Source organism: Faecalibaculum rodentium (assembly GCF_001564455.1).
Lineage (GTDB): Bacteria > Bacillota_I > Bacilli_A > Erysipelotrichales > Erysipelotrichaceae > Faecalibaculum > Faecalibaculum rodentium.
Genome location: NZ_CP011391.1, coordinates 1,904,124 through 1,925,972 on the forward strand (window position 1 = coordinate 1,904,124; position 21,849 = coordinate 1,925,972).

At 57.9% G+C, this 21,849-nt stretch carries 16 protein-coding genes and 1 pseudogene; 7 read left to right on the forward strand and 10 right to left on the reverse strand.

Features of this window, described 5'->3' with window-relative positions; all coding sequences use genetic code 11:
- Nucleotide 1: 1 nt before the first annotated feature.
- The 3 genes from aalo17_RS09310 to aalo17_RS09320 all read right to left on the reverse strand — a co-directional run bounded on the left by aalo17_RS09310 (nt 2) and on the right by aalo17_RS09320 (nt 5,311).
- Nucleotides 2-1,705 carry a PTS mannitol transporter subunit IIBC gene (locus tag aalo17_RS09310; protein ID WP_067558629.1) on the reverse strand — a complete coding sequence of 568 codons (1,704 nt, stop codon included), beginning with the start codon at nt 1,703-1,705 and terminating at the stop codon, nt 2-4.
- A 290-nt stretch (nt 1,706-1,995) separates the two neighbouring features.
- Entirely contained in the window at nt 1,996-3,363 is a 1,368-nt protein-coding gene (locus aalo17_RS09315; RefSeq protein WP_067558632.1) for a glycoside-pentoside-hexuronide (GPH):cation symporter, read from the reverse strand.
- Nucleotides 3,364-3,514: 151 nt separating this feature from the next.
- Entirely contained in the window at nt 3,515-5,311 is a 1,797-nt protein-coding gene (locus tag aalo17_RS09320) for a glycoside hydrolase family 2 (RefSeq protein WP_067558636.1), read from the reverse strand.
- A gap of 245 nt (nt 5,312-5,556) precedes the next feature.
- Between aalo17_RS09320 and aalo17_RS09325 the strand changes: the two genes are divergently transcribed.
- Nucleotides 5,557-6,579 carry an ArsR/SmtB family transcription factor gene (locus tag aalo17_RS09325; protein ID WP_067558639.1) on the forward strand — a complete coding sequence of 341 codons (1,023 nt, stop codon included), beginning with the start codon at nt 5,557-5,559 and terminating at the stop codon, nt 6,577-6,579.
- Nucleotides 6,580-6,767: 188 nt separating this feature from the next.
- Here the strand turns inward: aalo17_RS09325 and lysS are convergent, their stop codons facing one another.
- Nucleotides 6,768-8,258: a lysine--tRNA ligase gene (gene lysS / locus aalo17_RS09330; RefSeq protein WP_067558642.1), complete on the reverse strand. Its 1,491-nt coding sequence runs from the start codon at nt 8,256-8,258 to the stop codon at nt 6,768-6,770.
- A 146-nt stretch (nt 8,259-8,404) separates the two neighbouring features.
- Between lysS and aalo17_RS09335 the strand changes: the two genes are divergently transcribed.
- A complete protein-coding gene (locus aalo17_RS09335) occupies nt 8,405-8,713 on the forward strand; it encodes a PTS sugar transporter subunit IIB (RefSeq protein ID WP_067558645.1) in 309 nt (102 codons plus the stop codon).
- Nucleotides 8,714-8,779: 66 nt separating this feature from the next.
- Here aalo17_RS09335 and aalo17_RS09340 read toward each other — a convergent pair whose 3' ends face one another.
- The 4 genes from aalo17_RS09340 to mnmE form a co-directional block, all read right to left on the reverse strand.
- Nucleotides 8,780-9,856, reverse strand: coding sequence for a metallophosphoesterase (locus aalo17_RS09340; protein ID WP_067558647.1), 1,077 nt, complete (start codon nt 9,854-9,856; stop codon nt 8,780-8,782).
- Nucleotides 9,853-10,512 carry a helix-turn-helix domain-containing protein gene (locus tag aalo17_RS09345; RefSeq protein WP_145907635.1) on the reverse strand — a complete coding sequence of 220 codons (660 nt, stop codon included), beginning with the start codon at nt 10,510-10,512 and terminating at the stop codon, nt 9,853-9,855. The genes aalo17_RS09340 and aalo17_RS09345 overlap by 4 nt, the downstream gene beginning before the upstream one ends.
- 135 nt (nt 10,513-10,647) lie before the next feature.
- Nucleotides 10,648-11,136 (reverse strand): DUF1622 domain-containing protein, encoded by a 489-nt coding sequence (locus aalo17_RS09350; protein ID WP_067558653.1) that lies wholly within the window; start codon nt 11,134-11,136, stop codon nt 10,648-10,650.
- Between the two features lie 14 nt (nt 11,137-11,150).
- Entirely contained in the window at nt 11,151-12,464 is a 1,314-nt protein-coding gene (mnmE, locus tag aalo17_RS09355; RefSeq protein WP_067558656.1) for a tRNA uridine-5-carboxymethylaminomethyl(34) synthesis GTPase MnmE, read from the reverse strand.
- Between the two features lie 22 nt (nt 12,465-12,486).
- Here mnmE and aalo17_RS09360 point away from each other — a divergent pair, with 22 nt between their 5' ends.
- On the forward strand, nt 12,487-13,095 hold the full coding sequence (locus aalo17_RS09360; protein WP_067558659.1) for an L-threonylcarbamoyladenylate synthase: 609 nt from the start codon (nt 12,487-12,489) through the stop codon (nt 13,093-13,095).
- A gap of 54 nt (nt 13,096-13,149) precedes the next feature.
- Here the strand turns inward: aalo17_RS09360 and aalo17_RS09365 are convergent, their stop codons facing one another.
- Nucleotides 13,150-15,237 (reverse strand): sodium-translocating pyrophosphatase, encoded by a 2,088-nt coding sequence (locus aalo17_RS09365; RefSeq protein WP_067558661.1) that lies wholly within the window; start codon nt 15,235-15,237, stop codon nt 13,150-13,152.
- A 157-nt stretch (nt 15,238-15,394) separates the two neighbouring features.
- On the opposite strand from aalo17_RS09365, the gene aalo17_RS09370 reads away from it, so the two are divergent.
- The 3 genes from aalo17_RS09370 to aalo17_RS09380 all read left to right on the forward strand — a co-directional run bounded on the left by aalo17_RS09370 (nt 15,395) and on the right by aalo17_RS09380 (nt 19,671).
- Nucleotides 15,395-15,967, forward strand: a complete 573-nt coding sequence (locus aalo17_RS09370; protein ID WP_067558664.1) for a 3'-5' exonuclease — start codon at nt 15,395-15,397, stop codon at nt 15,965-15,967.
- A complete protein-coding gene (locus tag aalo17_RS09375; RefSeq protein WP_067558667.1) occupies nt 15,964-16,494 on the forward strand; it encodes a VanZ family protein in 531 nt (176 codons plus the stop codon). The genes aalo17_RS09370 and aalo17_RS09375 overlap by 4 nt, the downstream gene beginning before the upstream one ends.
- A gap of 213 nt (nt 16,495-16,707) precedes the next feature.
- Nucleotides 16,708-19,671 (forward strand): DUF3427 domain-containing protein, encoded by a 2,964-nt coding sequence (locus tag aalo17_RS09380; RefSeq protein WP_067558670.1) that lies wholly within the window; start codon nt 16,708-16,710, stop codon nt 19,669-19,671.
- Between the two features lie 202 nt (nt 19,672-19,873).
- On the opposite strand, the gene aalo17_RS09385 is transcribed toward aalo17_RS09380, so the two are convergent.
- The gene (locus aalo17_RS09385; RefSeq protein WP_158507775.1) at nt 19,874-20,344 is read right to left on the reverse strand and encodes a pyridoxamine 5'-phosphate oxidase family protein; all 471 of its coding nucleotides are present in this window, start codon (nt 20,342-20,344) and stop codon (nt 19,874-19,876) included.
- A gap of 389 nt (nt 20,345-20,733) precedes the next feature.
- Here aalo17_RS09385 and aalo17_RS13335 point away from each other — a divergent pair.
- Nucleotides 20,734-21,444: pseudogene (locus aalo17_RS13335) on the forward strand (PPK2 family polyphosphate kinase); the annotation flags it as partial.
- Between the last annotated feature and the right edge of the window lie 405 nt (nt 21,445-21,849).

A 21,849-nucleotide genomic window follows, 5' to 3' on the forward strand; every position in this document is an offset into this window, starting at 1 on the left:
GTCAGTGCATCAGCTCCGAAACGATCGCATCATACTCCGTGCCGCCCATGAAACTGGTGATGGGGCAGATCCTGGCAGCCGGGCATTGTGTCCTTGCCCGCTGCGCCAGGGATTCGTGTGTGACCACAAATGGCACATCCCGCGGCAGATCGCTGATGGCGGAATGCTCCACCGGAATGTCCAGACCGGCAGCCTTCAGTTTTTTGGACAGCGCCGCAGCCCCCATGGCAGAAGATCCCATGCCGGCATCACAGGCGAACACGATTCTCTCCGGCCGGGCGATGCCGCTGGTCACCGGCTGTGCAGACGCTGCGGCCTGGCCGGGACCCGCCAGCAGGGCCGACACAATGGCATCATATTCCGCGCCGCCCATGAAATTGTTCACCGGATAGAGTTTCGCCTGCGGACACTGTTTCTTCACACGATCCACCAGGGAAGCCTGCGTCACCACCGCTTCCATATCGGCAGGGAGGTCATTGATGGCATAATGCGGAACGTTCACGTCGGCTCCTGCTGCCTTCAGCTTCTTCGACAGCGTGGCCGCTCCCATGGCGGAGGATCCCATGCCGGCATCACAGGCAAAGGCCAGCTTCGGCAGGGAAACGGCAGCTGACAGAACCGGTGCAGGAACCGGGATCCCGCCTTTGGACGAGGCTTTGGAGGCAGCCACTTCCTTTTGAGCCGCCTTGACATCGGTTTCCTTCCCGAAGGCCTTCAGCAGGACTGCGTTGACGCCGAAGGAGACACCGGCAGCCAGGAAGATGGACAGGATCACACCCGCATAGCTGTCACGGGCCGTCATTCCCAGGATCGCCAGGAAGGATCCGGGGCTTGCGGCGGACACCAGCCCGGAGTGAAACAGGGAGTTGGTGATGACACCCGTCATGCCGCCCAGGATCAGGCCGACAATGGTGACGGGATTCATCAGCACGTACGGGAAGTAGATTTCGTGGATCCCGCCCAGGAATTCAATGATCAGGGCTCCGGGTGCGGATTCCCTTGCGCTGCCCTTTCCGAACAGGCAGTAGGCCAGCAGCAGTCCCAGACCCGGTCCGGGGTTGGCTTCAATCAGGAAGAAGATGGACTTCCCGGTTTCCGCCACCTGGTTCATGCCCATGGGTGTGAACACGCCGTGGTTGATGGCGTTGTTCAGGAACAGCACCTTGGCGGGTTCCACGATCACGCTGGTCAGCCACAGCAGTCCGTGGTTCACCAGGAAGGAGACCCCGGCTTCCAGGGCACTGTTGAGCGCCAGGCACACAGGTTCGATGGCCAGACAGCCAAGAACCGCCAGGACGGCGCCGAGAATGCCGGCGGAGAAGTTCGTGAACAGCATCTCGAATCCCTGCGGTGTGCGCGGCTGGATGAAGGCATCGACTTTCTTCATGCACCAGCCACCCAGAGGGCCGGCGATCATGGCACCGATGAACATCGGCGTTTCGGTCCCGGCGGTGACACCCGCCGCGGCACAGGCACCTATGATGGCTCCCCTGTCCCCATACACCATTTTGCCCCCGGAATAGGCAATCAGGATCGGCAGCAAAAACCGCTGCATGGGGGAGACAAGGGCGTTCAGCGTTTCATTCGGACACCAGCCCGTGGGAATGAACAGTGCGGTGATGATTCCCCAGGCAATGAAGATGGAGATATTCGGCATGACCATTCCCGAAAGGAACCGGCCAAAGGTCTGCAGTTTCTGTTTCATGATTCTCTCCTCGTTCTTTCTGTCTTGATTTTAAATGTCCGCAAGCGCTTTCTTCAATCAAACCCCGTTGATGTTTGGCACCGGCTTAAGTGTCAGGGTTTCCGGGAATGCGGCACAGTGGACAATGCCAGACTGCAGGCCCGGGGAAGCAACGGCTCTTTTCCGGTGTCCGCAGCCGGCTGGAAGCGAACTGCCCGGGATCACCGGACCAGCGCAAAAAGGGGACCCCGGTGCATCCCTTCGGATGTCCGGAAGTCCCCTTCCCTGTCTGTCAGACAGAGGATTCTGTTCTATTCCGCCAGGGCCGCTGCACTGCGCCGTTGGGCGAGCACAGCCAGGTCCTTTTTATAGGCCTCTTCGGTGTAGGTGTAGTACCGCAGGATCACCAGACGGATCAGTCCGCCGGCAACCGGCAGCAGAGATACGACCATGAACAGGCCGTTCAATGTCCCGGGAGACTGCACTGCGGCTTCCGGCACATAGCCAATGGCGATCAAGATCAGACCCGTCAGGGACCCGGCAATGGCAGCCGAGAGCTTGCCCATGAACGTCTGGCCGGAGAATGTGATCGCCTCGCACCGCCGTCCGGTCTTCACTTCGGAATACTCGATGGTTTCCGCGATCATGCTGGACATCACAGGGCCCAGGGAAGCGTGGAAGAGCTGTGTGAGCATGAGCATCCCAAGCAGTATCGGCACGTTTTCATAACCTGTCATGAAGAACACGATCCGCACCACAATGTCCAGGACAATGATGCCCGCCAGCAGGTCTTTCTTGCGGAATTTCTTCGTCAGGTTGGGAATCAGGAAGAATCCCAGCGCGGCGAAGGTGCCCATCAGACCGTAGATGCTCATGAGGCCTTCGTTGCCCATGTTGTAGATGAAGAAATACAGAATGATGCCGTTGACAATGTTCATGAACAGGTTCAGGAAGAAAATCGCCAGCATCTTGAACAGGTGACGGTTCACCAGCAGGTTGCGGAACACGTCCTTCATCGTGACTTTTTCACCGGCCGAAGGCTCCACGCGTTCCCGGATCGTGGTGGCACCGAACATCATGAAGGCGTAGCCGGCGATCATGATCAGGATCACCGCCATGAAGTAGCCGTCAGCCAGGGATTCCTGCCCGAACAGGCCCACCAGCAGCGGTACCAGGGAGCCCACCATGCCAATTCCGGCAAACACACCCAGGTTTGCGGCGGTCACAAGGCTGGTCCGTGTCTGGGGGTCATTGGTGATGACCGCAGAGACAGACCAGAACGGGATGTCGGAGACGGTATATACCGTGCCCCAGAGAATGTAGGTGATCGCCGCATACAGCACCTTCCACTGAATCGCAAGATCCGGAGAGAAGAAGCACAGAATCGTGGAGATCACCACGAACAGCGGTGCAAACTTCAGGTAACCTTTGAACTTGCCGGATTTTGTCCGTCTGGTGTCCATGAACCCGGCCACCATGGGGTCGTTGACGGCATCCCATACACGGGCAATCAGGAAAATCGTGGAAGCCGCCAGGGCCGAGATCCCCAGGATATCAGTGTAGAAGAACAGGATGAAGCTGCCCAGCAGGCCATAGGAGAAGCACTGGCCGAAGCCGTAGGAGAAGTAGCCCAGGTATTCCCTGCGGCTGACTTTGCCCGGTACATTGTTTGTTTTCATGTCTTTGCCTTTCTGTTGTTGTTTCTATATACGGTAAGCGCCACTCCGCTGCCGGGGCACGCGCTTTGTGAATCATTGACTGGTGATGGCTGCCCCATCATGAAGCACCGGGCAGCCAGAGGCATGGACCGGAGTATCCCGGTTTTGTGGCCTACAGGAACAGGAATCCGTTCTCCTTATCCCCGGCCATCATGAGCCGGATGGCTTCCGGATCGAACTTGTATTCGTGGTTGTGGTCCAGCAGACCGTTGACTTCCTGCTCCACATCCGAGAGCTGCGTATAGCAGAATCCGCACAGGCCGTCGATGGAATGCACCGCCCTGCAAAGTGCTGCCATTTTCTCCAGCACGGCTTCCTGACCTTCCAGACGCTTGCCGTAGCCCCAGCTCGAATCGATGCTGCGGGTGCCTGTGTCATAGGCCACGCCGCCGAATTCCGAAATCATGAAGGGCTGCCCGCTGTAGGCATGGTTCTGTGCAAAACAGTGCCGCAGGGAGGTCCGGGAGGGGCTGCCTGCCGCTGCTGTTTCGATATCCGGATAGGACGCCATCAGGGATTCGGGATCCGAGTTGTAGTCATGTACCGCCACGATATCGCTCATGGTCTGCTCCCAGCCATCATTGCCGATCACCAGACGGCTCGGGTCCAGGGACCGCATCATCCAGTACAGGCCGTTGACAAACGCCTGCTGTGCCTTGTCCCTGTAAATCTCGTTGACGCCCCAGGACTCGTTCATGAGCGTGTAGGCGATCACCGACGGGTGGTTGATGTGCTTGGCCGCAAAGGCATGGAATTCCTTCATGACATTCTCGCTGCTGATGTGGGAAAACTCGAAGAAACTCGGCAGTTCTGCCCACATGACCAGCCCCATGGCATCGCACAGGTACATGTATCTGGCATCCTCGATTTTCTGGTGCTTGCGGGCTCCGTTGAAGCCCATTTCCCGGATCTTGGTCAGATCCGCCAGAAGCTGCTCCGGTGTGGCGGTCATCCCGCCATCGCTCCAGTAGCCCTGGTCCAGCACCAGCCGCTGGTAGAATTCCTGGTTGTTCAGGAACACTTTGTTTCCCTTTACGGCAATGTCCCGCATGCCGAAGTAGCTGCTGACGTGATCCATCAGCACACCCCGTTCCAGAACTTCGAACTCGATGTCATACAGATTGGGATCCGCCGGACTCCAGAAGTGCAGCCGGAAGTTGGCGTCCTCGCTGGAGACATCCACGCTCAGCCGTGCCCGGCCGGATTTCACCGCCGTGGCAAAAGACGTGATGCGGTGTCCCCGGAAACGTACGAAACCGCAAATCTGTGTATCCTGCCCGGCTCCTTCCACAAACATATCCAGGTCCAGCGAGGCATTGTCGATATCGGGAATCATCCGGACCTCACGCAGATACTGCTGCCCGGTTTCCTCCAGCCACACCTGCTGCCAGATGCCTGTGGTTCTCGTATACCAGCACAGGAAGTTTTCCTGCTTCCAGCTCTGCTTGCCAATGGGCTGGGACGTGCGGTTGAAATCCTCTGCACGCACATACAGCGTGGAACTCTCGCTGATGTATTCCGTCACATCCACCGTGAAAGGCGTGTGTCCGCCTTCGTGATGAAACACATGCCGGTCATTCACGAAGACATCACAGGCGTAGTCCACTGCCTCAAAGTGCAGCAGATACCGGCGCCCGTTCTGCCTGGTCACCGGCAGCGGCCGGCGATACCACACAATGGGGTGGTCTTCGTTGAGTCCGATCAGGGATTTTGCAGTCTGGTAGGCATAAGGAACGCAGATCTGCCGGTCGAAGAAGTCCTCCGCCAGAAATGCATTCTCTGTCAGTCCGGTATTGTCGTCGTCGAAGCAGAAATCCCACAGACCATTGAGATCCATCCAGTTTTCCCGGATCATCTGGGGTCTGGGGTGCTGCAGACGCTCATAAAATTTCGTCAGGTTCTTTTCCATATCCTCTCTTGTCCTCCTCTATTCGTTTGAGCATTCACCCTGCCATCGGTATGGCGGGAGGTGCTTTCCCTCTTTTTTTAATTAGCGTATTAGCTAATCGATTAATACATTGAGAATGATAACCGGCAGAAAAAGCCGATGTCAACGCTTACAGAGGACATGAGACAAAGGGGGTGAAATTGCACGTGACGTTCTCTTCTGCACCCGGATAGCCTGTACCGGCCTGCAGGCGCCGGCGGTTTATAATGAAACCGCGACAGGCGGCAGTCAGCTGCCTGCATGGAAAAGATGGAACTGTGAATCACGAAACAAAAGAAATCCTGTACCTGCGGGCTGAAGAAGACGCTCTGCCGTTTTTCCAGGCCCTGGCAAACAAAAACCGTCTGGAGATCCTTCGGATCCTGCGGCAGAAAGATGCCTCCATCAAGGAACTGGGAGAACAGCTGGATCTCTCCAGTGCCGTGGTCACCAAACACGTTCAGGCCCTCGAAGAAGCGGGCATTGTCCGCAGCACCACCCGTCCGGGCAAACGGGGACTGAAAAAACTGTGCTCCCTGGCGCTGAATGAAGCCCAGGTGATTTTCGACAACAACTACGGCAACTCCGCCAGGTCCTTCACCGAGGTGGAGATCCCGATTTCGGCCTACGAAACCTGCGATATCACGGCTCCCTGCGGCATGGCCGGTGAGGACCGGATCTTCGGCAGCATTGACGACCCGCGGTACTTCGGTGCGGCCAACCGGTATTCCGTCACGCTGCTCTGGTTCACCAGCGGCTATGTCGAATATCCCATTCCGCTCATGGATGTGGACCTGGAGCGGGTGGAGGAACTCGAGATCAGCATGGAGCTGTGCTCGGAACATCCCGGTTTCAATTCCAGCTGGAAGTCCGACATCTCCTTCGCCCTGGCCGGTCTGGATCTGGGGATCTGGACCAGCCCCGGGGATTTCGGCGACCGCAAGGGCCGCTTTACCCCGGCCTGGTGGACTCTGGGGACTGAATATGGTCTGCTCAAAACGCTGACAGTGAACAGCGAGGGCACCTTCATGGACGGCATCCGGATTGGGTCTGTCACCATTGACGATATCCTGCAGCGGCTGACAGGACAGGACCGGCTCTCTTTGCGGATCTCAGCCGATGCCGATGCCATGCACCCTGGGGGGCTGAATCTCTTCGGCCGGCATTTTGGGGACTACGACCAGAACATCCGGGTGCTGTTTTATTACCAGGAACCGGAAAAGCCGGAGGCATCCCCCGCAGCGGACTGACCGGTATCCTGTGACAGCCATCCCCCCGGTCCCGGAGGCAGGTCTGCAGGACCGTGACTTCCTGCCGGAACAGATCCTTTTTGACACCTTTCGACATGACAAAAGCCCCGGCAGAAAACAGATCTCTGTTTTCCGGCCGGGGCCTTTTTGCGTTACTGTATGCTTTGTCCGTCGTCGCTTTCGGACACTCAGCGGTTTTTCATGTGCGGGAACAGCAGGACTTCGCGGATCGTGCGCTGATCTGTCAGAAGCATTACCAGGCGGTCGACGCCCAGGCCCACACCGCCGGTGGGCGGCATGCCGTACTCCAGGGCCTCCACATAATCCACGTCCATTTCATTGGCTTCATCGTCCCCCAGGTCCCGGAGCTCAAGCTGTTTCTCGAAGCGCTCCCGCTGGTCAATGGGATCGTTCAGTTCGGAGAAGGCATTGGCGTATTCATGACCGGCAATGAACAGTTCATACCGGTCGGTGAACCGGGGATCCTGGCGGTTTTTCTTTGCCAGCGGGGAGATTTCCACCGGATATTCGTAGACAAACGTCGGCTGCTCCAGGGTTTCTTCCACATACTTCTCAAAGAACAGGGAAAGGATGTGGCCAATGGAGTTGTGCTTCTTCTCCAGCTGGATGCCGTGATCGGCTGCGAGTTTCTTCGCCTCCCCGAAATCCGTCACCTGCTTGAAGTCGATGCCGGTCTTTTCCTGCACTGCTTCGCACATGGTGATCCGGGCAAAGGGCTTTCCGAAATCCAGTTCGGTGCCCTGATATGTCACAACATGCGTCCCCAGCACCTTGTCGGTCACATACCGGAAGAGACCCTCGATGAGGTCCATCATCCCATGCAGATCGGAATATGCCACATAGGCTTCCACGGTGGTGAATTCCGGGTTGTGTGTCGCATCCATGCCTTCGTTCCGGAACAGCCGTCCGATTTCATACACGCCTTCCAGACCGCCGACAATCAGGCGCTTCAGCGGCAGCTCCGTGGCGATCCGCAGATAGAAGGGCATGTCCAGCGTGTTGTGGTGAGTGATGAACGGGCGGGCGGCCGCTCCGCCCAGGATCGGCTGCAGCACCGGCGTTTCAACTTCGATCAGGCCCTGGCCGTCCAGGTAGGACTGGATCGCCCGGATGATCTTCGGGCGTGTCACGGCGATTTTCCGCGCTTCCTCATTCATGATGAGATCCACATACCGCCGGCGGAACCGCTCTTCTGTATCCTGCAGGCCGTGGAACTTCTCCGGCAGCGGCCGCAGGGCCTTGGACAGGTGGGTGTACTCCTTTGCCCGGATGGCCAGGTCGCCGTGGTCGGTTTTCATGAGGACACCGGAAATGCCCACGATGTCGCCCAGGTCGTTTTTCTTGTAGAGTTCATACGGCGCATCGCCGACTTCGTCCTTCCGGACATAAATCTGGATCTGACCGTCGATGTCCTGGATGTGCATGAACCCGGCTTTGCCCATCCGGCGCTTGGTCATGATCCGGCCCGCCACCGTGACGGGAATCTGGAGCTCTTCCAGTTCTTCCTTGGTTTTATCCTTGTATACAGGAACGATGTCTCCTGTCTTGTGGGTGCGGGCAAATGCGGCACCAAAGGGATCCACACCCATGTCGATGAGATCCTGCATCTTCTGACGCCGGACCTGTTCCTGCTGCGTCAGTTTGATCTTTTCAGCCATGATTTAACTCTCCTGTTCGCATTTTGATTCCATCGTATCGTACATGCTGCACGGGGTGTTTTCAAGTGCCCGTCCCATTAACAAAGCCCGGCTGTTGTGTTATCGTTGACTTAAGAAAACGCTTACCCGAGAAGGAGGAAACGAACATGCTCAAAATACAGCTGCTTTGCGCCGCCGGCGTCTCCACTTCCCTGCTCATGGCCAAAATGAAGGAGCAGGCTGCACTAAACGGCGAGGAAATTGAAATCAGCGCCTGCCCTGTCACGGAGATCGAGGAGTACATCGCAAATGCGGATGTGGCCCTGATCGCTCCCCAGGTGGCCTACCTGAAAGCCAAGTCCCGTAAGATCGCGGACACCCATGGTGTGCCGGTGGAAGTGATCTCCATGAAAGACTACGCTCACTGCAACGGCGCTGCGGTCCTGGATCTTGCCCACTCCCTGACCGGCAAATAACCCCGGCCACCCTGCCTGATGTCAGTCAGGCTTTTTTTTCTGTCTTTCCTGCAGGACCGGTCTGCCTCAGTCTGTTTCCGCCTGGTCAGTATCGGTTTCCGGCATAACATCCACCACCACATATTCACTGTTCCCGGCTGTCCTTGCTGCAAAGCCCCAGCCCCCGATGCCATCGGAGGTGATCTGCGTAAATCCGTCTTCCTGGCGGATCCCCGATACCATGTCCATTTTCGGATGGAGATGAATGAGATACCCGAAAGGCCACAGCTGGCCATTGTGGGTGTGTCCCGACAGCATCAGGTCCGCACCGGCTTCGCGCACTTTTTCAGACTGCACGGGCTGGTGATCGATCACGACATCATACTTCTCTGTGTCCGTTACCAGGCCGTCTGCTGCCTTGCGGTCCTTTTTGTGCTGCCGGTAGTCATCGCGGCCCGAGAGCTCGAAATCCCCCACGGTCACCGTGTCATCCCGCAGGATGCGGATGCCTGCGGATTCGATCATGTCGTCGAGTTCCTGTGCTGTGTAGACCGGCGGCAGGATCCCTTCCTCCTGGTCATCATGATTGCCCGGCACATAAAAGACCGGAGCTGTCCTATCCAGCTGCCCCAGGATTTTGAATGCCTCCCGGGCCTGGGGCGCTGTGGTGTATTCATCTACGATGTCGCCCCCGAGGATGTAGGCATCGGGATGCTCCTTTTCCAGCTGCTTCACCAGCTTTGTCAGTTTCTGTGACGTCATCCCTGTCGGATAGTGCAGATCGGAGAGAAACACCAGACGTCCCGAAGCATCTTTTTCCGTTTCCAGGGTATAGTGCGTAGCCACGCGCTGGTCATAGTGCACCATGCCCCAGATGGTCATGCCGCCTGCCAGCAAAAGACAGACCAGGGCTGCCAGCCAGGGCGCATGCCAGTTCTTTTTCACCAGTCTCCAGACCAGCTGGACCGCCAGCAAAAGCGCGGCATAGTAAACCATCACGCTGTAGGCTACAGTGGTGGTCATGGAAGCAGACAAGAAAACCGCCATCAGCACCAGCAGCAAAGCCTGCCGGCCGCGGCCCGGTCTGACAGGCAGAAGCCTCCAGGTATCCCAGGCCAGAAACAGGCCCGCGGCCGCATTGGCCAGCACGAACAGGATCATCATGAGAAGAGCCTCATCACCATGGCAGTCAAAGGCTGCAGCAGCTGCGGGGTCTGTTCATAGATCTCCTGAAAGGCTGCATTGCGGACAGCCGCCGGCCCCCCCAGAACCACCGGATGCAGACCCAGGGGGTTCAGTCCGGCTGAACAGCGAACACCCAGGGAGAGCAGGCCGAAGCTCCAGATCCCTGTCGCGATGTTGCCCACGGCGATCACCCCCAGGGAAAACAGGCCCAGTGTCAGCAGACCGAGACTGAAACATCCCGCCGACAGCAGGCCCAGAGAGAACAGCCCGAGTGACACGCCTCCCATGGAGAAACAGCCGATGGAGATCACTCCGCGGGAAAACAGACCGATGGACACGATCCCGCAGGCTTTGGTGCCCACAGCCACAATGCCCCGGGCATCGGGCCCCAGCGAAAACAGCGGCCAGCCTCCGATGCAGACCGCACTGTCATGGCTGGTCACCGGTTTGATCTGCCCCTGCAGCTGGGCAGGATCGATGCAGAAGACCCGGCTGAATACCATCACTTCCACCGGATCCATGTCATGTTCCCCGGATTCCAGCTCCAGGATCCGGGGTTCGGAGATGCCGGTTTTCTGTGACAGACCGGCAACTGTCAGGTTGTCTGCGATGCGCAGCATTTCCAGATTCGTCATGCCAGCATTGTCCGCCAAAGACCCGCACATGACAAACCGGAATGCAGTCCCGTTTTTTCACATCCGGCTGATCCGAAGGCAGCAGACCGCAATCAAAAAAAGCCGGCAACGGAGTGCGGCCCGGTGCCGGTACAGTCAGTTTCGCTGTCGATGCTGGACATCCACGTCATCGGGACGGGCCGTTTCCACATGGGCATTCTGCCCTGCCTCGATGATGATGGTCGTGTTCGGCCTGGCATGTCCGAACACACCTTCAAGATGTGCGTGGGCAGCATGGGACGACGGCTCATCCGGCTCTTCATCCGTATCGGTCAGCTCCCAGTGTATCAGCCAGGTCATGGCTGCCTTGATCAGGATCAGCATGGCGATCTGCATGATTTCATCCATGTTCCGTACGGTGATCGTGCGCAGGATCTCACTGCCCAGCTTGAATGTCAGGCCAATGGACTGCCCGTGCAGCAGATAGACCCTGGCACTTTTCTCATGACGCAGCAGCTTGAAGAACGCGACGAAGGTCGTGAACACAATGATGCAGATGGACAGAAGTTCCATGAAATTGACAGATATTTCCGCCACATGCGAGACAACTTCCTTGAAGGCCTCGGTGATCTCCTCGATATGCATACTACTCTCCTTATTTATTTTCCCAGGCAGAATCTGGAAAACAGTGCATCCAGCAGGTCCTCGCGATGCACTTCTCCCAGGATTTCCTTCAGGCAGCTGTGGGCTTCCTGGATGTCGATTTCCGCCATATCCGGCAGTCCGCCATCCTGCAGCACAGCCTGTGCGTTCATCATAGAAGCCTGCGCACGCCGGAGTAAACCTATTTGCCTTTCACTGGACAGCAGGGCTTCTTTTGTATCCAGACCCTGTTCAAACCGTGCCCGGATTTCCTGCAGCAGCGGTTCAATCTCTCCGGTTTTCGCCGAAATGGAGAGTCCCTCGCGGGGCGCCACATCGGATTTGTTCCACACTTCGATCAGCTGTTTCCCTTCCACGAGCTCGGGCAGGTCCAGGTCTGCATCCGTCGCCAGGGGGTCCCGGACCAGGATCACCAGATCCGCTTCCCTGGCCGCTTTCCGCGAACGCTCGACGCCGAGTTTTTCCACGGTATCTTCCGTTTCCCGGATTCCCGCCGTATCCAGCAGGTTGAGCTGGATGCCATCCAGGATCACCCGGCCTTCCACCACATCCCGGGTGGTACCGGGAATGTCGGTGACGATTGCCTTGTCTTCCTCCAGCAGGGCATTGAGCAGGCTGCTCTTGCCGGCATTGGGGCGGCCGAGAATCACCGTGTCGATTCCTTTTTTCACCTGCTGCCCGAACGCCGCCCGTTCCAGGATCCGGCCGATCCTGTCGATCCAGCGGGTGATTTCCGGCAGCAGCGTTTCACTTGTCAGCTCTTCAACGTCTTCATATTCCGGATAGTCGATATTCACCTCGATCTGGGCAATGATGTTCAGAATGTCATCGATCAGCGGCTCCAGCAGTTTCCGGACGCTGCCCCGGATGCCCTGGACCGCGATCCGGGCACCGGCATCGCTCGTGGCGGTGATCATGTCGTTCACGGCCTCTGCCTGGGCCAGGTCAATGCGGCCGGTCAGGAATGCCTGCCGGGTGAATTCCCCCGGCTCCGCAAGCACCGCCCCTTTTGAGAGCAGCAGCTGCAGGATCCGGCGTGTGATGAGAACACCCCCATGGGCGTTGATTTCCACCATGTCCATGCCTGAGTAGGAGTGCGGGGCGCGGAACACGGAGAGCAGCACCTCGTCCAGCGGCTCGCCGTCTTTCAGGATCGTTCCATAGCGGATGGTGTTGGCCGGCTGGTGCAGCACATCCCCGGAGAAGACAGAATCGGCTATTGCCAGGGCATCGGGGCCCGACAGCCGGATGATGGAAATGGCACCGTCCTGCAGGGCGGTGGAAATGGCAGCAATGGTCTTTGTCAGCATAGCCCAATGATACAATGCCCTCATGAACAGATACAAAGAAAACGAAACCACCCTTGTGGCCGCGGCCCTGCAGAACGGGGCACTTCTCGCCTTCCCCACGGATACGGTCTATGGACTGGGCACACTGTACGGCTCTCTGGACCGTCTGGAGCGTCTCAAGCATGCCAAACACAGACCGGAAACCAAGCCTGTTCCCTTCATGACCGATTCCCTGGAGAAACTGTCCCGGCTGGCACAAGTCACGGAATCCGCCGCCCGCCTGGCACAGGCCTTCCTCCCCGGAGCCCTGACCCTGGTGCTGAAGCGCAGCCCGGAGGTGGATCCCGCCTACACCAACGGCATGGAGACCATCGCCGTCCGGATCCCAGATGCCCCGGCCCTGCTGGCTGTCATGAAACAGCTGGATGCCCCGCTGCTGGTCACCAGCGCCAACCAGTCCGGCCAGCCCGCAGCCCTCACTGCAGCAGAAGCCGCCCACGCACTGCCGGATATCGATGGCGTGATGGACGGCAGCTGTGCCGGGGGTGTGGCCAGCACCATCGTGGACTGCACCTGTTCGCCGGTCCGGATCCTGCGGCAGGGACCGGTGTCAGAAGAAACCATCCGCCAGGTCCTGGAAGAGACAGTCTGACGGGATCAGAGAAAAGGCCCCTGCCTACGTGGACAGGAGCCTCTTTTTTCGTGATTACTGAAACAGGAAATTCAGGATCGGTGTCATCTGCACCAGGACTGGTGCCAGCATCAGGGAGATGACTGACATCAGCTTGATCAGGATGTCCATGGCAGGACCCGCTGTATCCTTGAAGGGGTCACCCACGGTATCGCCGGTGACAGCCGCCTTGTGCGCATCGGATCCCTTGCCGCCGAACTGGCCGGATTCGATGAACTTCTTGGCGTTGTCCCACGCACCGCCGGAGTTGGCCATGAACACAGCCAGCATGATGGCGGACACCAGGGCTCCCATCAGCATGCCGCCCAGGCCCTGGCAGCCCAGCAGGATGCCCACGGCAATGGGAGACACGATGGCGATGCAGCCAGGCACGATCATTTCCTTCAATGCGGCTCTGGTGGAAATGTCCACACAGCCTGCGTAATCCGGTTTGGTCGTTCCTTCCAGGATCCCCGGATCTTCCTTGAACTGCCGGCGGACTTCATTGATCATGTGGTTGGCCGCCTTGCCCACGGACCGGATCGTCAATGCCGTGAAGAAATACGGCAGCATCGCTCCGAAGAGCACCGCCACCAGAACACCCGGCTGCAGCAGGGAAATGCTTTCCAGGCTGGCTGCATTGGCGAAGGCCACGATCATGGCCAGGGCCGTGAAGGCAGCGGAGCCGATGCAGAATCCCTTGCCGATTGCTGCGGTGGTATTGCCCACGGAATCCAGGTGGTCGGTGATTTCCCGGACATGCGGATCCAGGTGAGACATTTCGGCGATGCCGCCGGCGTTGTCTGCGATGGGGCCATAGGCGTCAACGGACACCGTGATGCCGCAGGTGGACAGCATGCCGACTGCACCCAGGCCGATGCCGTACATGCCGAAGAACATATAGGACAGCACAATGCCGATCACCAGCACCAGCACGGTCAGCAGGGTGGATTCCATGCCTGTGGAGAAGCCCGCGATGATGTTGGTCGCATGTCCGGTCTGGGACTCGGATGCGATTTCCTTGACCTTCGGGTAGCTGTCGGAGGTGTAGTATTCCGCGATCTGACCCAGCAGGATGCCCACGATTAGACCGGTTGTGATGCAGAGGAAGGGTTTGAAGTCACCGAAGAACATGGTGGACAGCACGAAGCCACTGACCACGACAATGCCCGTGGCCACGTACGTGGCAATGTTCAGGGCTTTCTGCGGCTGTTCCCAGCGCTTCATCCGGACAAACAGCTGTGCCAGAATCGCGGCGATGATGCCGACGCCTGCCACGGCAAAGGGGAAGATCGCCGCCTGGATGGAATAATCCACACCGGACAGCGTCACGGTCAGACCCAGGGAGATGGAAGACACGATGGCACCGACATAGGATTCGCACAGGTCACTGCCCATGCCCGCGATGTCGCCCACGTTGTCGCCTACGTTGTCGGCAATGACCGCCGGGTTTCTCGGGTCGTCTTCCGGAATACCGGCTTCGACCTTGCCCACCAGGTCTGCACCCACGTCAGCCGCCTTGGTGTAAATGCCGCCGCCCACACGGGCAAACAGGGCAATGAACGAGCATCCAAGGGAGTATCCGGCCACCACAGGCACAGCCTGCCGGGGATCACCCAGAACGAAGGTGAAGATCAGGAACAGGCTGGCCAGTCCCAGCAGGCCGAAGCCGACAACGGAAATGCCCAGGACGGACCCGCCGTTGAATGCCACGTGCAGGGCGCTGGGCATGCCGCCTTCCCGGGCTGCCTGGGCCACTTTGGCATTGGCGTTGGTGGCTGCCTGCATGCCGACAAAACCGGCCAGGCCGGAGAACAGCGTGCCAAACAGGAAGCAGATGGCGCCATTGATGCCCACGCCGTCAATGCCGCGCAGGCTGGGAATGAATCCGAGTCCCGCCAGCAGCATGATGACGATCAGGCCGAAAATCAGGACCACACGGTATTCGCGGGTCAGGAATGCCATGGCTCCTTCATGAATGTAGGAACTCAGGGCTCTCATCCGCTTGGTTCCGGCATTTTCCCGGCGGACTGCCTGGAACAGGTTGAAGGCATAGAGCAGGGCCAGTACCGCAATGGCAATGACAATGCACAAGATGACCTCCATGGAAATGTTGGTTGTCATGAAAACATCCTTCCTTTCTCAAAACTGTCTTCCATTATAATTGCCACTGCAAATAAAGTAAACGCTTTCAGAGTCTCTCATACCGTTCCATTCCCATATTTTTCCCGAAAAATCCGGTTTTCGGCACAGCTGCCTGCGCATCGGGTACCATGGAATCATGGGTAAAGGAAAAGAACTGTTTACACCCTTGGATTCCTACATCATGCTGGACCTGGAAACCACCGGACTTCGCCCGCACCAGGCAAAGATCCTGGAAATCGGGATGATCAAGGTCGTGGACCGGAAAGCCGTGGCCACGTTTCAGGCACTGGTCAATCCCGGCTGCATCATTGATCCGTTCATCACGCGTCTGACCGGGATCACACCCGACATGGCCGCGGGGGCTGACTCGCTGGAGCAGGTCATGCCCTGGGCGGTGGAGTTCATGGAGGACCTGCCGGTGCTTGCCTACAATGCCGGGTTTGACCTGGCATTCCTGAAGGATCTCCATCCGGCGTGGCAGGATGTCCTGGCTGTGGCCAGGGGTATGTGGCCGGAAGAAAAAAGCCACTCTCTGAAAGCCATGTCCCGGCTTCTGAAAGTCCGCCGGGGAACGCACCGCGCCCTGGACGACTGCATTGCGGCCATGGATGTCTATGAATGCGCCAAATCCCTGATCCGGCGGCAGGATCTGGACTTTGCGAAGGTCTACCGTGCAGGAAAGCGAAAACGCGCTAAAATAAAGGCATGAAAATTCTGAAGTGGATCATCCGGCTTCTGTTAGCCGGTGCTGTATGCATCATGGCCCTGATGGCAGGGCTGGCAATATTCACCTTCTCCGCCGAAACCGGCGAAGTCTCCGGACAGCGCAGCGGTCAGCTGACCGAGTGGATCCGCGACAACGTGCAGGAACACATCGAATCCTCTCCCGAAGGCAGACAGCTGGCGGAAAAAGTCAAGGGCTTCGTGGTCCGGCACTCTCCCTGGGGGGACGACTGGAACCAGAACATCCGGAAACTGGCTCATTTCTCGGAGTACTTCCTGATGGCCACGCTCATTTACCTGATCCTGACGATTCTCAGGGTTCCCTGGTGGCTCAAGGCAATCCTGGTCATCATGGCCTGCGGCGGTCTCGCCTGTCTGGATGAACTGCATCAGTCGGATGTCGCAGGCCGCGTCATGTCAAAAAAGGACGTGCTGATCGACACATCCGGGGCGGTGTTTGCCACCCTGACCTATGGCATACTCGGCCGGTTCTGGAAGTGGCTTGGCAGCTGAGTCCGGCACTCCGGAAGTTTCAGAAACACAGGACTGTGTTTCTGAGACCTCCGGACTTTTTTGTTCGCCAGCAGTTCCCTGCTGCCCCCAGACTGGAGGCCATCATTCCTTTATCGCAGGTCCCGCTCATCACTCGATGCAGTTCACACCCGCCGCTGAGCCGCCTGTCACGCGGATCGTGACAATCGTATCTCCGGGCGCTACCCTGGAGACATGAACACCAGAGAACGAATCCTGGAAGGCGCCCAAAACGGGCTGCTGGATGCCGAAATCCCTGCAGATCCCTCGTTTGTTCCGGCTCTTCTGTACAACGACTATCACCGGGGAGAGAAAGTGTTCTGCTCCCTGGAAGACGAACTGCGTCACTGCGACTCCTTCTGCTTTTCGACGGCCTTCATCACCCTCACCGGCCTGGAACCGCTGAAGCCCGTTCTCCGGGAACTCCAGCGGCGCAGGGTACCGGGAAAGATCCTCACCACCAACTACCTGTCGTTCACCCAGCCGGAGGCTCTGGACTTTCTGGCACAGTTTGAAACCATCGACGTGCGGATGTTTCAGTGCTCAGAAATCGAAGGGTTTCATACAAAGGGCTATCTGTTTTTCCGGAATGACGAACTGCGCCTGATCACAGGCTCCAGCAATCTCACCGCATCGGCTCTGTTCACGAGCCGGGAATGGAACACACGCCTGGTTGCAGCAGGGGCCGGGAGTTATGCCAGAGAGGTGCTGACGCAGTTTGACTCTCTCTGGAAACACATGGACTCTCTTCCCTGGCAGGCCGTCCGGCAGGAGTATTGCATCCGGTATGACCTGGCCAGGAAGCAGCGGGAGACTGCCCTGGAAAACCCGGTCTTCAGTCCAGAACAGTACGCCCTCCAGCCTAATTCCATGCAGACACATTTCATCCGGAACCTGAAACACCTGATGGAACACCGTCAGCAGCGTGCTCTGCTGGTGTCTGCCACGGGAACGGGCAAGACACTCGCTGCAGTGTTTGCTGTGAGGGAGTTCGAACCGCGCACGGTTCTGTTTCTCGTCCATCGGGAACAGATTGCCCGCAAGGCACTGGACTCCTTCCGTATGGTGCTGGGAAACAGCCGCACCTGTGGACTTCTGGGCGGCGGTCTGAGACAGACCGGCGCAGACTGTGTATTCTCCACGGTCCAGACACTGTCGAGGCAAGCCGTGCTGGACTCCTTTTCCGCTGACCGGTTTGACTGGATCATCGTGGATGAAGTCCACCGGGCTGCGGCGGCGACCTATCAGCGGATCTTCCGTCACTTCCACCCCCGGTTTCTGCTCGGGATGTCCGCCACGCCGGCCCGAACAGACGGCCAGAGCATTTTCGAGCTCTTTGACTACAACGTGGCAGCGGACATCGGCCTGCGACAGGCACTGGAGGAAGACCTGCTGTGTCCCTTTCATTACTTCGCCCTGAGCGGGCTGGAGGTCTCGGATACAGCACTGGAGGACGAAACAGGATTCTCGCTGCTGACCAGTGACGAGCGGGTCCGCCACATCCTGGAACAAGCCTCCTACTATGGCTGGTCTGGGGACAGAGTCATGGGACTGATGTTTGTCAGCACGAAAGCCGAAGCCCGCAGACTGAGCGAAAAACTCAATGCCCGGGGACTGCGGACGCTGGCCCTGAGCGGTGAAGACAGTCAGGAGGCCAGGGAAAAGGCGATCGAACGGCTTACCGGGAATGATGGACCCGCAGCACTGGATTATCTGATCACCGTGGATATCTTCAATGAAGGCGTGGACATTCCGGAAGTGAATCAGGTCCTGCTTCTGCGGCCTACGCAGTCGGCGATCGTCTTCACGCAGCAGCTGGGGCGCGGCCTGCGCAAATCACCCGGCAAGGAGTTTGTCGTGGTGCTGGACTTCATTGGCCTGTACAAAAACAACTACCTGATCCCGGCTGCGCTGGGAGAATGTCAGACGGGGAACAAGGACCGGCTGCGGCGGTTTGTCGCCCAGGGAACCCGGGAACTGCCGGGGGCCAGCACGGTGTATTTTGACGAAGTGGCCCGGCGCCGGATCTTTGCCTCCATTGACCAGGCGAAGATGAACTCCGCCAAAGCCCTGCGGGAAGGATTCACCCTGCTGATGGACCGCCTGGGGCATATACCGGCCCTGACAGACTACGATCCGAATCATGCCATGGATCCCCTGCTCATTTTCTCCAACAGCGCCTATCCCAGTTATCCGGATTTCCTTTGGAAAATGCTGGACCGGGACCAGAGAAAGCACCTGCCCGTCCTGACTGAGACACAGCTGCAGTTTCTGCGGTTTGTCAGCACCCAGTGGGCGGATGGACGCAGGCCTCTGGAACTGCTGCTGGTCAAGGCCCTGCTGGAGCCGGACTGGCAGACTGCATTTGGCAGGCTGCTGAAGGACTTTGACATCCGTCTGACAGACCAGGAGGCCAGGTGTCTGATGGCGGAGTTCACCCGCACCTGGCTGTCGGGAAGCGGAGCGGACACCTGCCCGGACGCTGTCTTCCTGCAGGGGGACACAGGCAGTCCGTCATCTGTCTCCGGTGATGCCATGACAGGGCTTCTGGCTCTGCACCCCTCCTGTCAGTGGGAAACAGCCCTGAAAGATCCGGCCTTCGTGACTGCCATGCGTGAAGTCACAGAGTTTGGCCTGTCCCGCTGGACAAACCGGTTCGCCGGGCGCAGGCGGGATGGCTGGCTGATCCTCAATGAACCCTACAGTTATCTCCAGTCCTTCCGCATGATGGATTTTCCCAAAGCCATGGTGGCGCAGAATGTCGGCGGCTACTGTTTTGACAAGGATACCCGGCAGTTTCCGGTCTACATCAATTATGAAAAGTCTGACGACATTGCGGACACCATTGCCTATGAAGACCGGTTCGTGAACCCATCCACCCTTGTCGCACTGTCCAAAAGCCGCCGCACTCTGGATTCCCAGGACATCCGCCGGCTGCGGGACTATGCTGCCCATCCCTTTGACATCCCGCTGTTTGTCCGGCGAAACACGCGGGACAACCTGAAGGAGTTCATTTATCTTGGAAAGATGCATCCAACAGGCCGGTTCGACCAGACGGTCATGAAGGACGGAAAAACCAGCTGTGTGCAGATCGAATACGAACTGGAGCACCCGGTAAGGCCGGATCTGTATGAGTATTTCACACAGTCCGAAGTCTGATCACCGGTTCTCTGTCCGGCTGAACCGCCAGGCACAACCGCAAAAAACCGCCAGCCCGGCGGTTTTTCTTTTGAGGCAGACGGCATTCATTCATAATCCTGTTTTGCAGCCATGGCTGCCGGTACGTTCTGCTGCTGGTGAGTGCTTGCAGAAGCCCGAAGTCCGGTCTGCTGACTGAAGAGCCGGGTTTTTACAACCCAGTTCAGGGCCTGGGCATCCGGCGCTTGGCTGTGAAGTCTGTGACCTTCAGGCAGAACACCCTGGTAACCTTGACCACATCCTTCTGATACTCCCGCCCTTCCGGATAGGCGTGGCGGATCAGGCAGTCCAGACCATGCAGTTTTTCCTGTTCCTGCGTAACCTCCTGGAATACCCCTTTACCAATGACACTTTCATAGGGCATGGTGCAGCTTTTCCGGGCCGGTGCATACAGATATCCGTTTTCGATGTCCATCTCGAAAGCAGCCTCCTGTCCCAGAAAGTCGTATTTCCGGCCTTCCCCGGCGCCATGCATCCACAGAATGATGTCCTGGCCCAGGACTTCCAGTCCGAAGTTCAGCGGCAGAATATAGGGAACCGGATCGCTGTTGAACGCCAGTCGCACCACGCTGGCCCGTTTCATGATGTCCAGAATATCGTTTCTGTCTGTGATTTCCCTGTCGTGTCTTCTCATGGCAGTTTCCTCTTTCCTGTATCTTTCTTTTTCGTGTCTCATGGCAGCCAGGCGAACTCTCATTCCTGATGACTTGTTCTGTTTTTCGATCCGGCTGCGTCGTCAGACGGCAAAAAACCGGCCCGGGTTTACCGGGCCAAGGTTCAAACGTGCGGGACTTCTACGCGCGGGATCCAGGTTCCGGAATTCCGGATGTTTCTGTGTCCATCGGTCTGTCCTCTTGTTCACCTGCATCATAGCACGGGTTTTGCAACAGGATGACAGGCTGGAAAAACCGGTCATGCTGCCGTCCTGAATGGCTGGATACCTCTACAATAAAGACAACGGAGGCAGACACCATGCTCAAAAAATATACATTTGACGGGTCCAGGAAACTGGATCTGGGCGCCATGAACACCGGCGCCAAAGAAGACAAAGTGGTCAAGGAGGAAATCGTCCAGAAGACTACGGTCAACCAGCTCGCCATCCAGGCCCTGCAGGACAAACTGTATGCAGACCAGAAGGAAGGCCTGATCATCCTGATCCAGGCACGGGATGCGGCCGGCAAGGATTCCACCATCAAGCATGTCATGAGCGGCATCAACCCGCAGGGAGTGGATGTGTACAGCTTCAAGCAGCCGACATCGGACGAACTCGCCCACGACTTCCTGTGGCGCGTCAACCGGCATATCCCCCGCCGCGGCAAGATTGCCATCTACAACCGGTCGTATTACGAGGATGTGCTGGTTGTGCAGGTCCGCAACCTGCACCAGACGTACATGATGCCCAAATGGATCGTGGAAGACCCGAAGTTTTTCCAGAAACGCTACAAGCAGATCCGCCACTATGAAAAGTACCTGCACCAGAACGGATACCGGGTCGTGAAGATCTTCCTGAATGTCTCGAAGAAGACCCAGAAGGAGCGCTTTCTGGAGCGGATCGAGGATCCGGACAAGAACTGGAAATTCTCGGAGTCCGATTTAAAGGAACGGAAACTCTGGGATCAGTACACGCAGGCTTATGAAGATGCCATCAATGCCACGGCCAGCAAGACCTCTCCCTGGTATGTGATTCCGGCAGACAAAAAATGGTACACGCGGTATCTGGTTTCCCAGATCGTGAGAAAGGCCATGGAGGAAATGGATCCTCAGTATCCCGCCATGCCCCCAGAGCAGAAGGAACGGCTGGCGGAATACAAAGCCCAGCTGGAGGAAGAAGACGGTCCGAAGGACCGGAAGAAATCCGGAAAAGGTGCAAAGCCGGAAGCCATGAAGGCCCTGGCCCAGACCGAAAAGGATACCGGTCCGAAGGAAGAAACCGTTGATCCGGCAGATCAGGCCACCGGCCGGCAGGAATCCGCACCGGCACCGGACCTGCATGAACCGACAGAACACAAACCCGAACTGCAGGTGGAAAGCGGCAGGCCTGTCGTGCAGGATCATGACACCCTTACACCACCGGAGACTGAGGCTGTGGTCCCGGCAGCCACTCATCCTGTGGCTGCCCTGTCCCTGCCGGATGCCACC

Excerpts from the sequence above, each read along its gene's own strand:
- aalo17_RS09320 (WP_067558636.1), bottom strand. The coding sequence starts at position 5,311 with ATGGAAAAGAACCTGACGAAATTTTATGAGCGTCTGCAGCACCCCAGA.
- aalo17_RS09380 (WP_067558670.1), top strand. The coding sequence starts at position 16,708 with ATGAACACCAGAGAACGAATCCTGGAAGGCGCCCAAAACGGGCTGCTG.
- aalo17_RS09350 (WP_067558653.1), bottom strand. The coding sequence starts at position 11,136 with ATGCATATCGAGGAGATCACCGAGGCCTTCAAGGAAGTTGTCTCGCAT.
- aalo17_RS09375 (WP_067558667.1), top strand. The coding sequence starts at position 15,964 with ATGAAAATTCTGAAGTGGATCATCCGGCTTCTGTTAGCCGGTGCTGTA.
- aalo17_RS09370 (WP_067558664.1), top strand. The coding sequence starts at position 15,395 with ATGGGTAAAGGAAAAGAACTGTTTACACCCTTGGATTCCTACATCATG.
- aalo17_RS09385 (WP_158507775.1), bottom strand. The coding sequence starts at position 20,344 with ATGAGAAGACACGACAGGGAAATCACAGACAGAAACGATATTCTGGAC.
- aalo17_RS09360 (WP_067558659.1), top strand. The coding sequence starts at position 12,487 with ATGAACAGATACAAAGAAAACGAAACCACCCTTGTGGCCGCGGCCCTG.
- aalo17_RS09335 (WP_067558645.1), top strand. The coding sequence starts at position 8,405 with ATGCTCAAAATACAGCTGCTTTGCGCCGCCGGCGTCTCCACTTCCCTG.
- aalo17_RS09365 (WP_067558661.1), bottom strand. The coding sequence starts at position 15,237 with ATGACAACCAACATTTCCATGGAGGTCATCTTGTGCATTGTCATTGCC.
- aalo17_RS09315 (WP_067558632.1), bottom strand. The coding sequence starts at position 3,363 with ATGAAAACAAACAATGTACCGGGCAAAGTCAGCCGCAGGGAATACCTG.
- aalo17_RS09325 (WP_067558639.1), top strand. The coding sequence starts at position 5,557 with ATGAAACCGCGACAGGCGGCAGTCAGCTGCCTGCATGGAAAAGATGGA.
- aalo17_RS09310 (WP_067558629.1), bottom strand. The coding sequence starts at position 1,705 with ATGAAACAGAAACTGCAGACCTTTGGCCGGTTCCTTTCGGGAATGGTC.
- aalo17_RS09345 (WP_145907635.1), bottom strand. The coding sequence starts at position 10,512 with ATGACGAATCTGGAAATGCTGCGCATCGCAGACAACCTGACAGTTGCC.
- lysS (WP_067558642.1), bottom strand. The coding sequence starts at position 8,258 with ATGGCTGAAAAGATCAAACTGACGCAGCAGGAACAGGTCCGGCGTCAG.
- aalo17_RS09340 (WP_067558647.1), bottom strand. The coding sequence starts at position 9,856 with ATGATGATCCTGTTCGTGCTGGCCAATGCGGCCGCGGGCCTGTTTCTG.
- mnmE (WP_067558656.1), bottom strand. The coding sequence starts at position 12,464 with ATGCTGACAAAGACCATTGCTGCCATTTCCACCGCCCTGCAGGACGGT.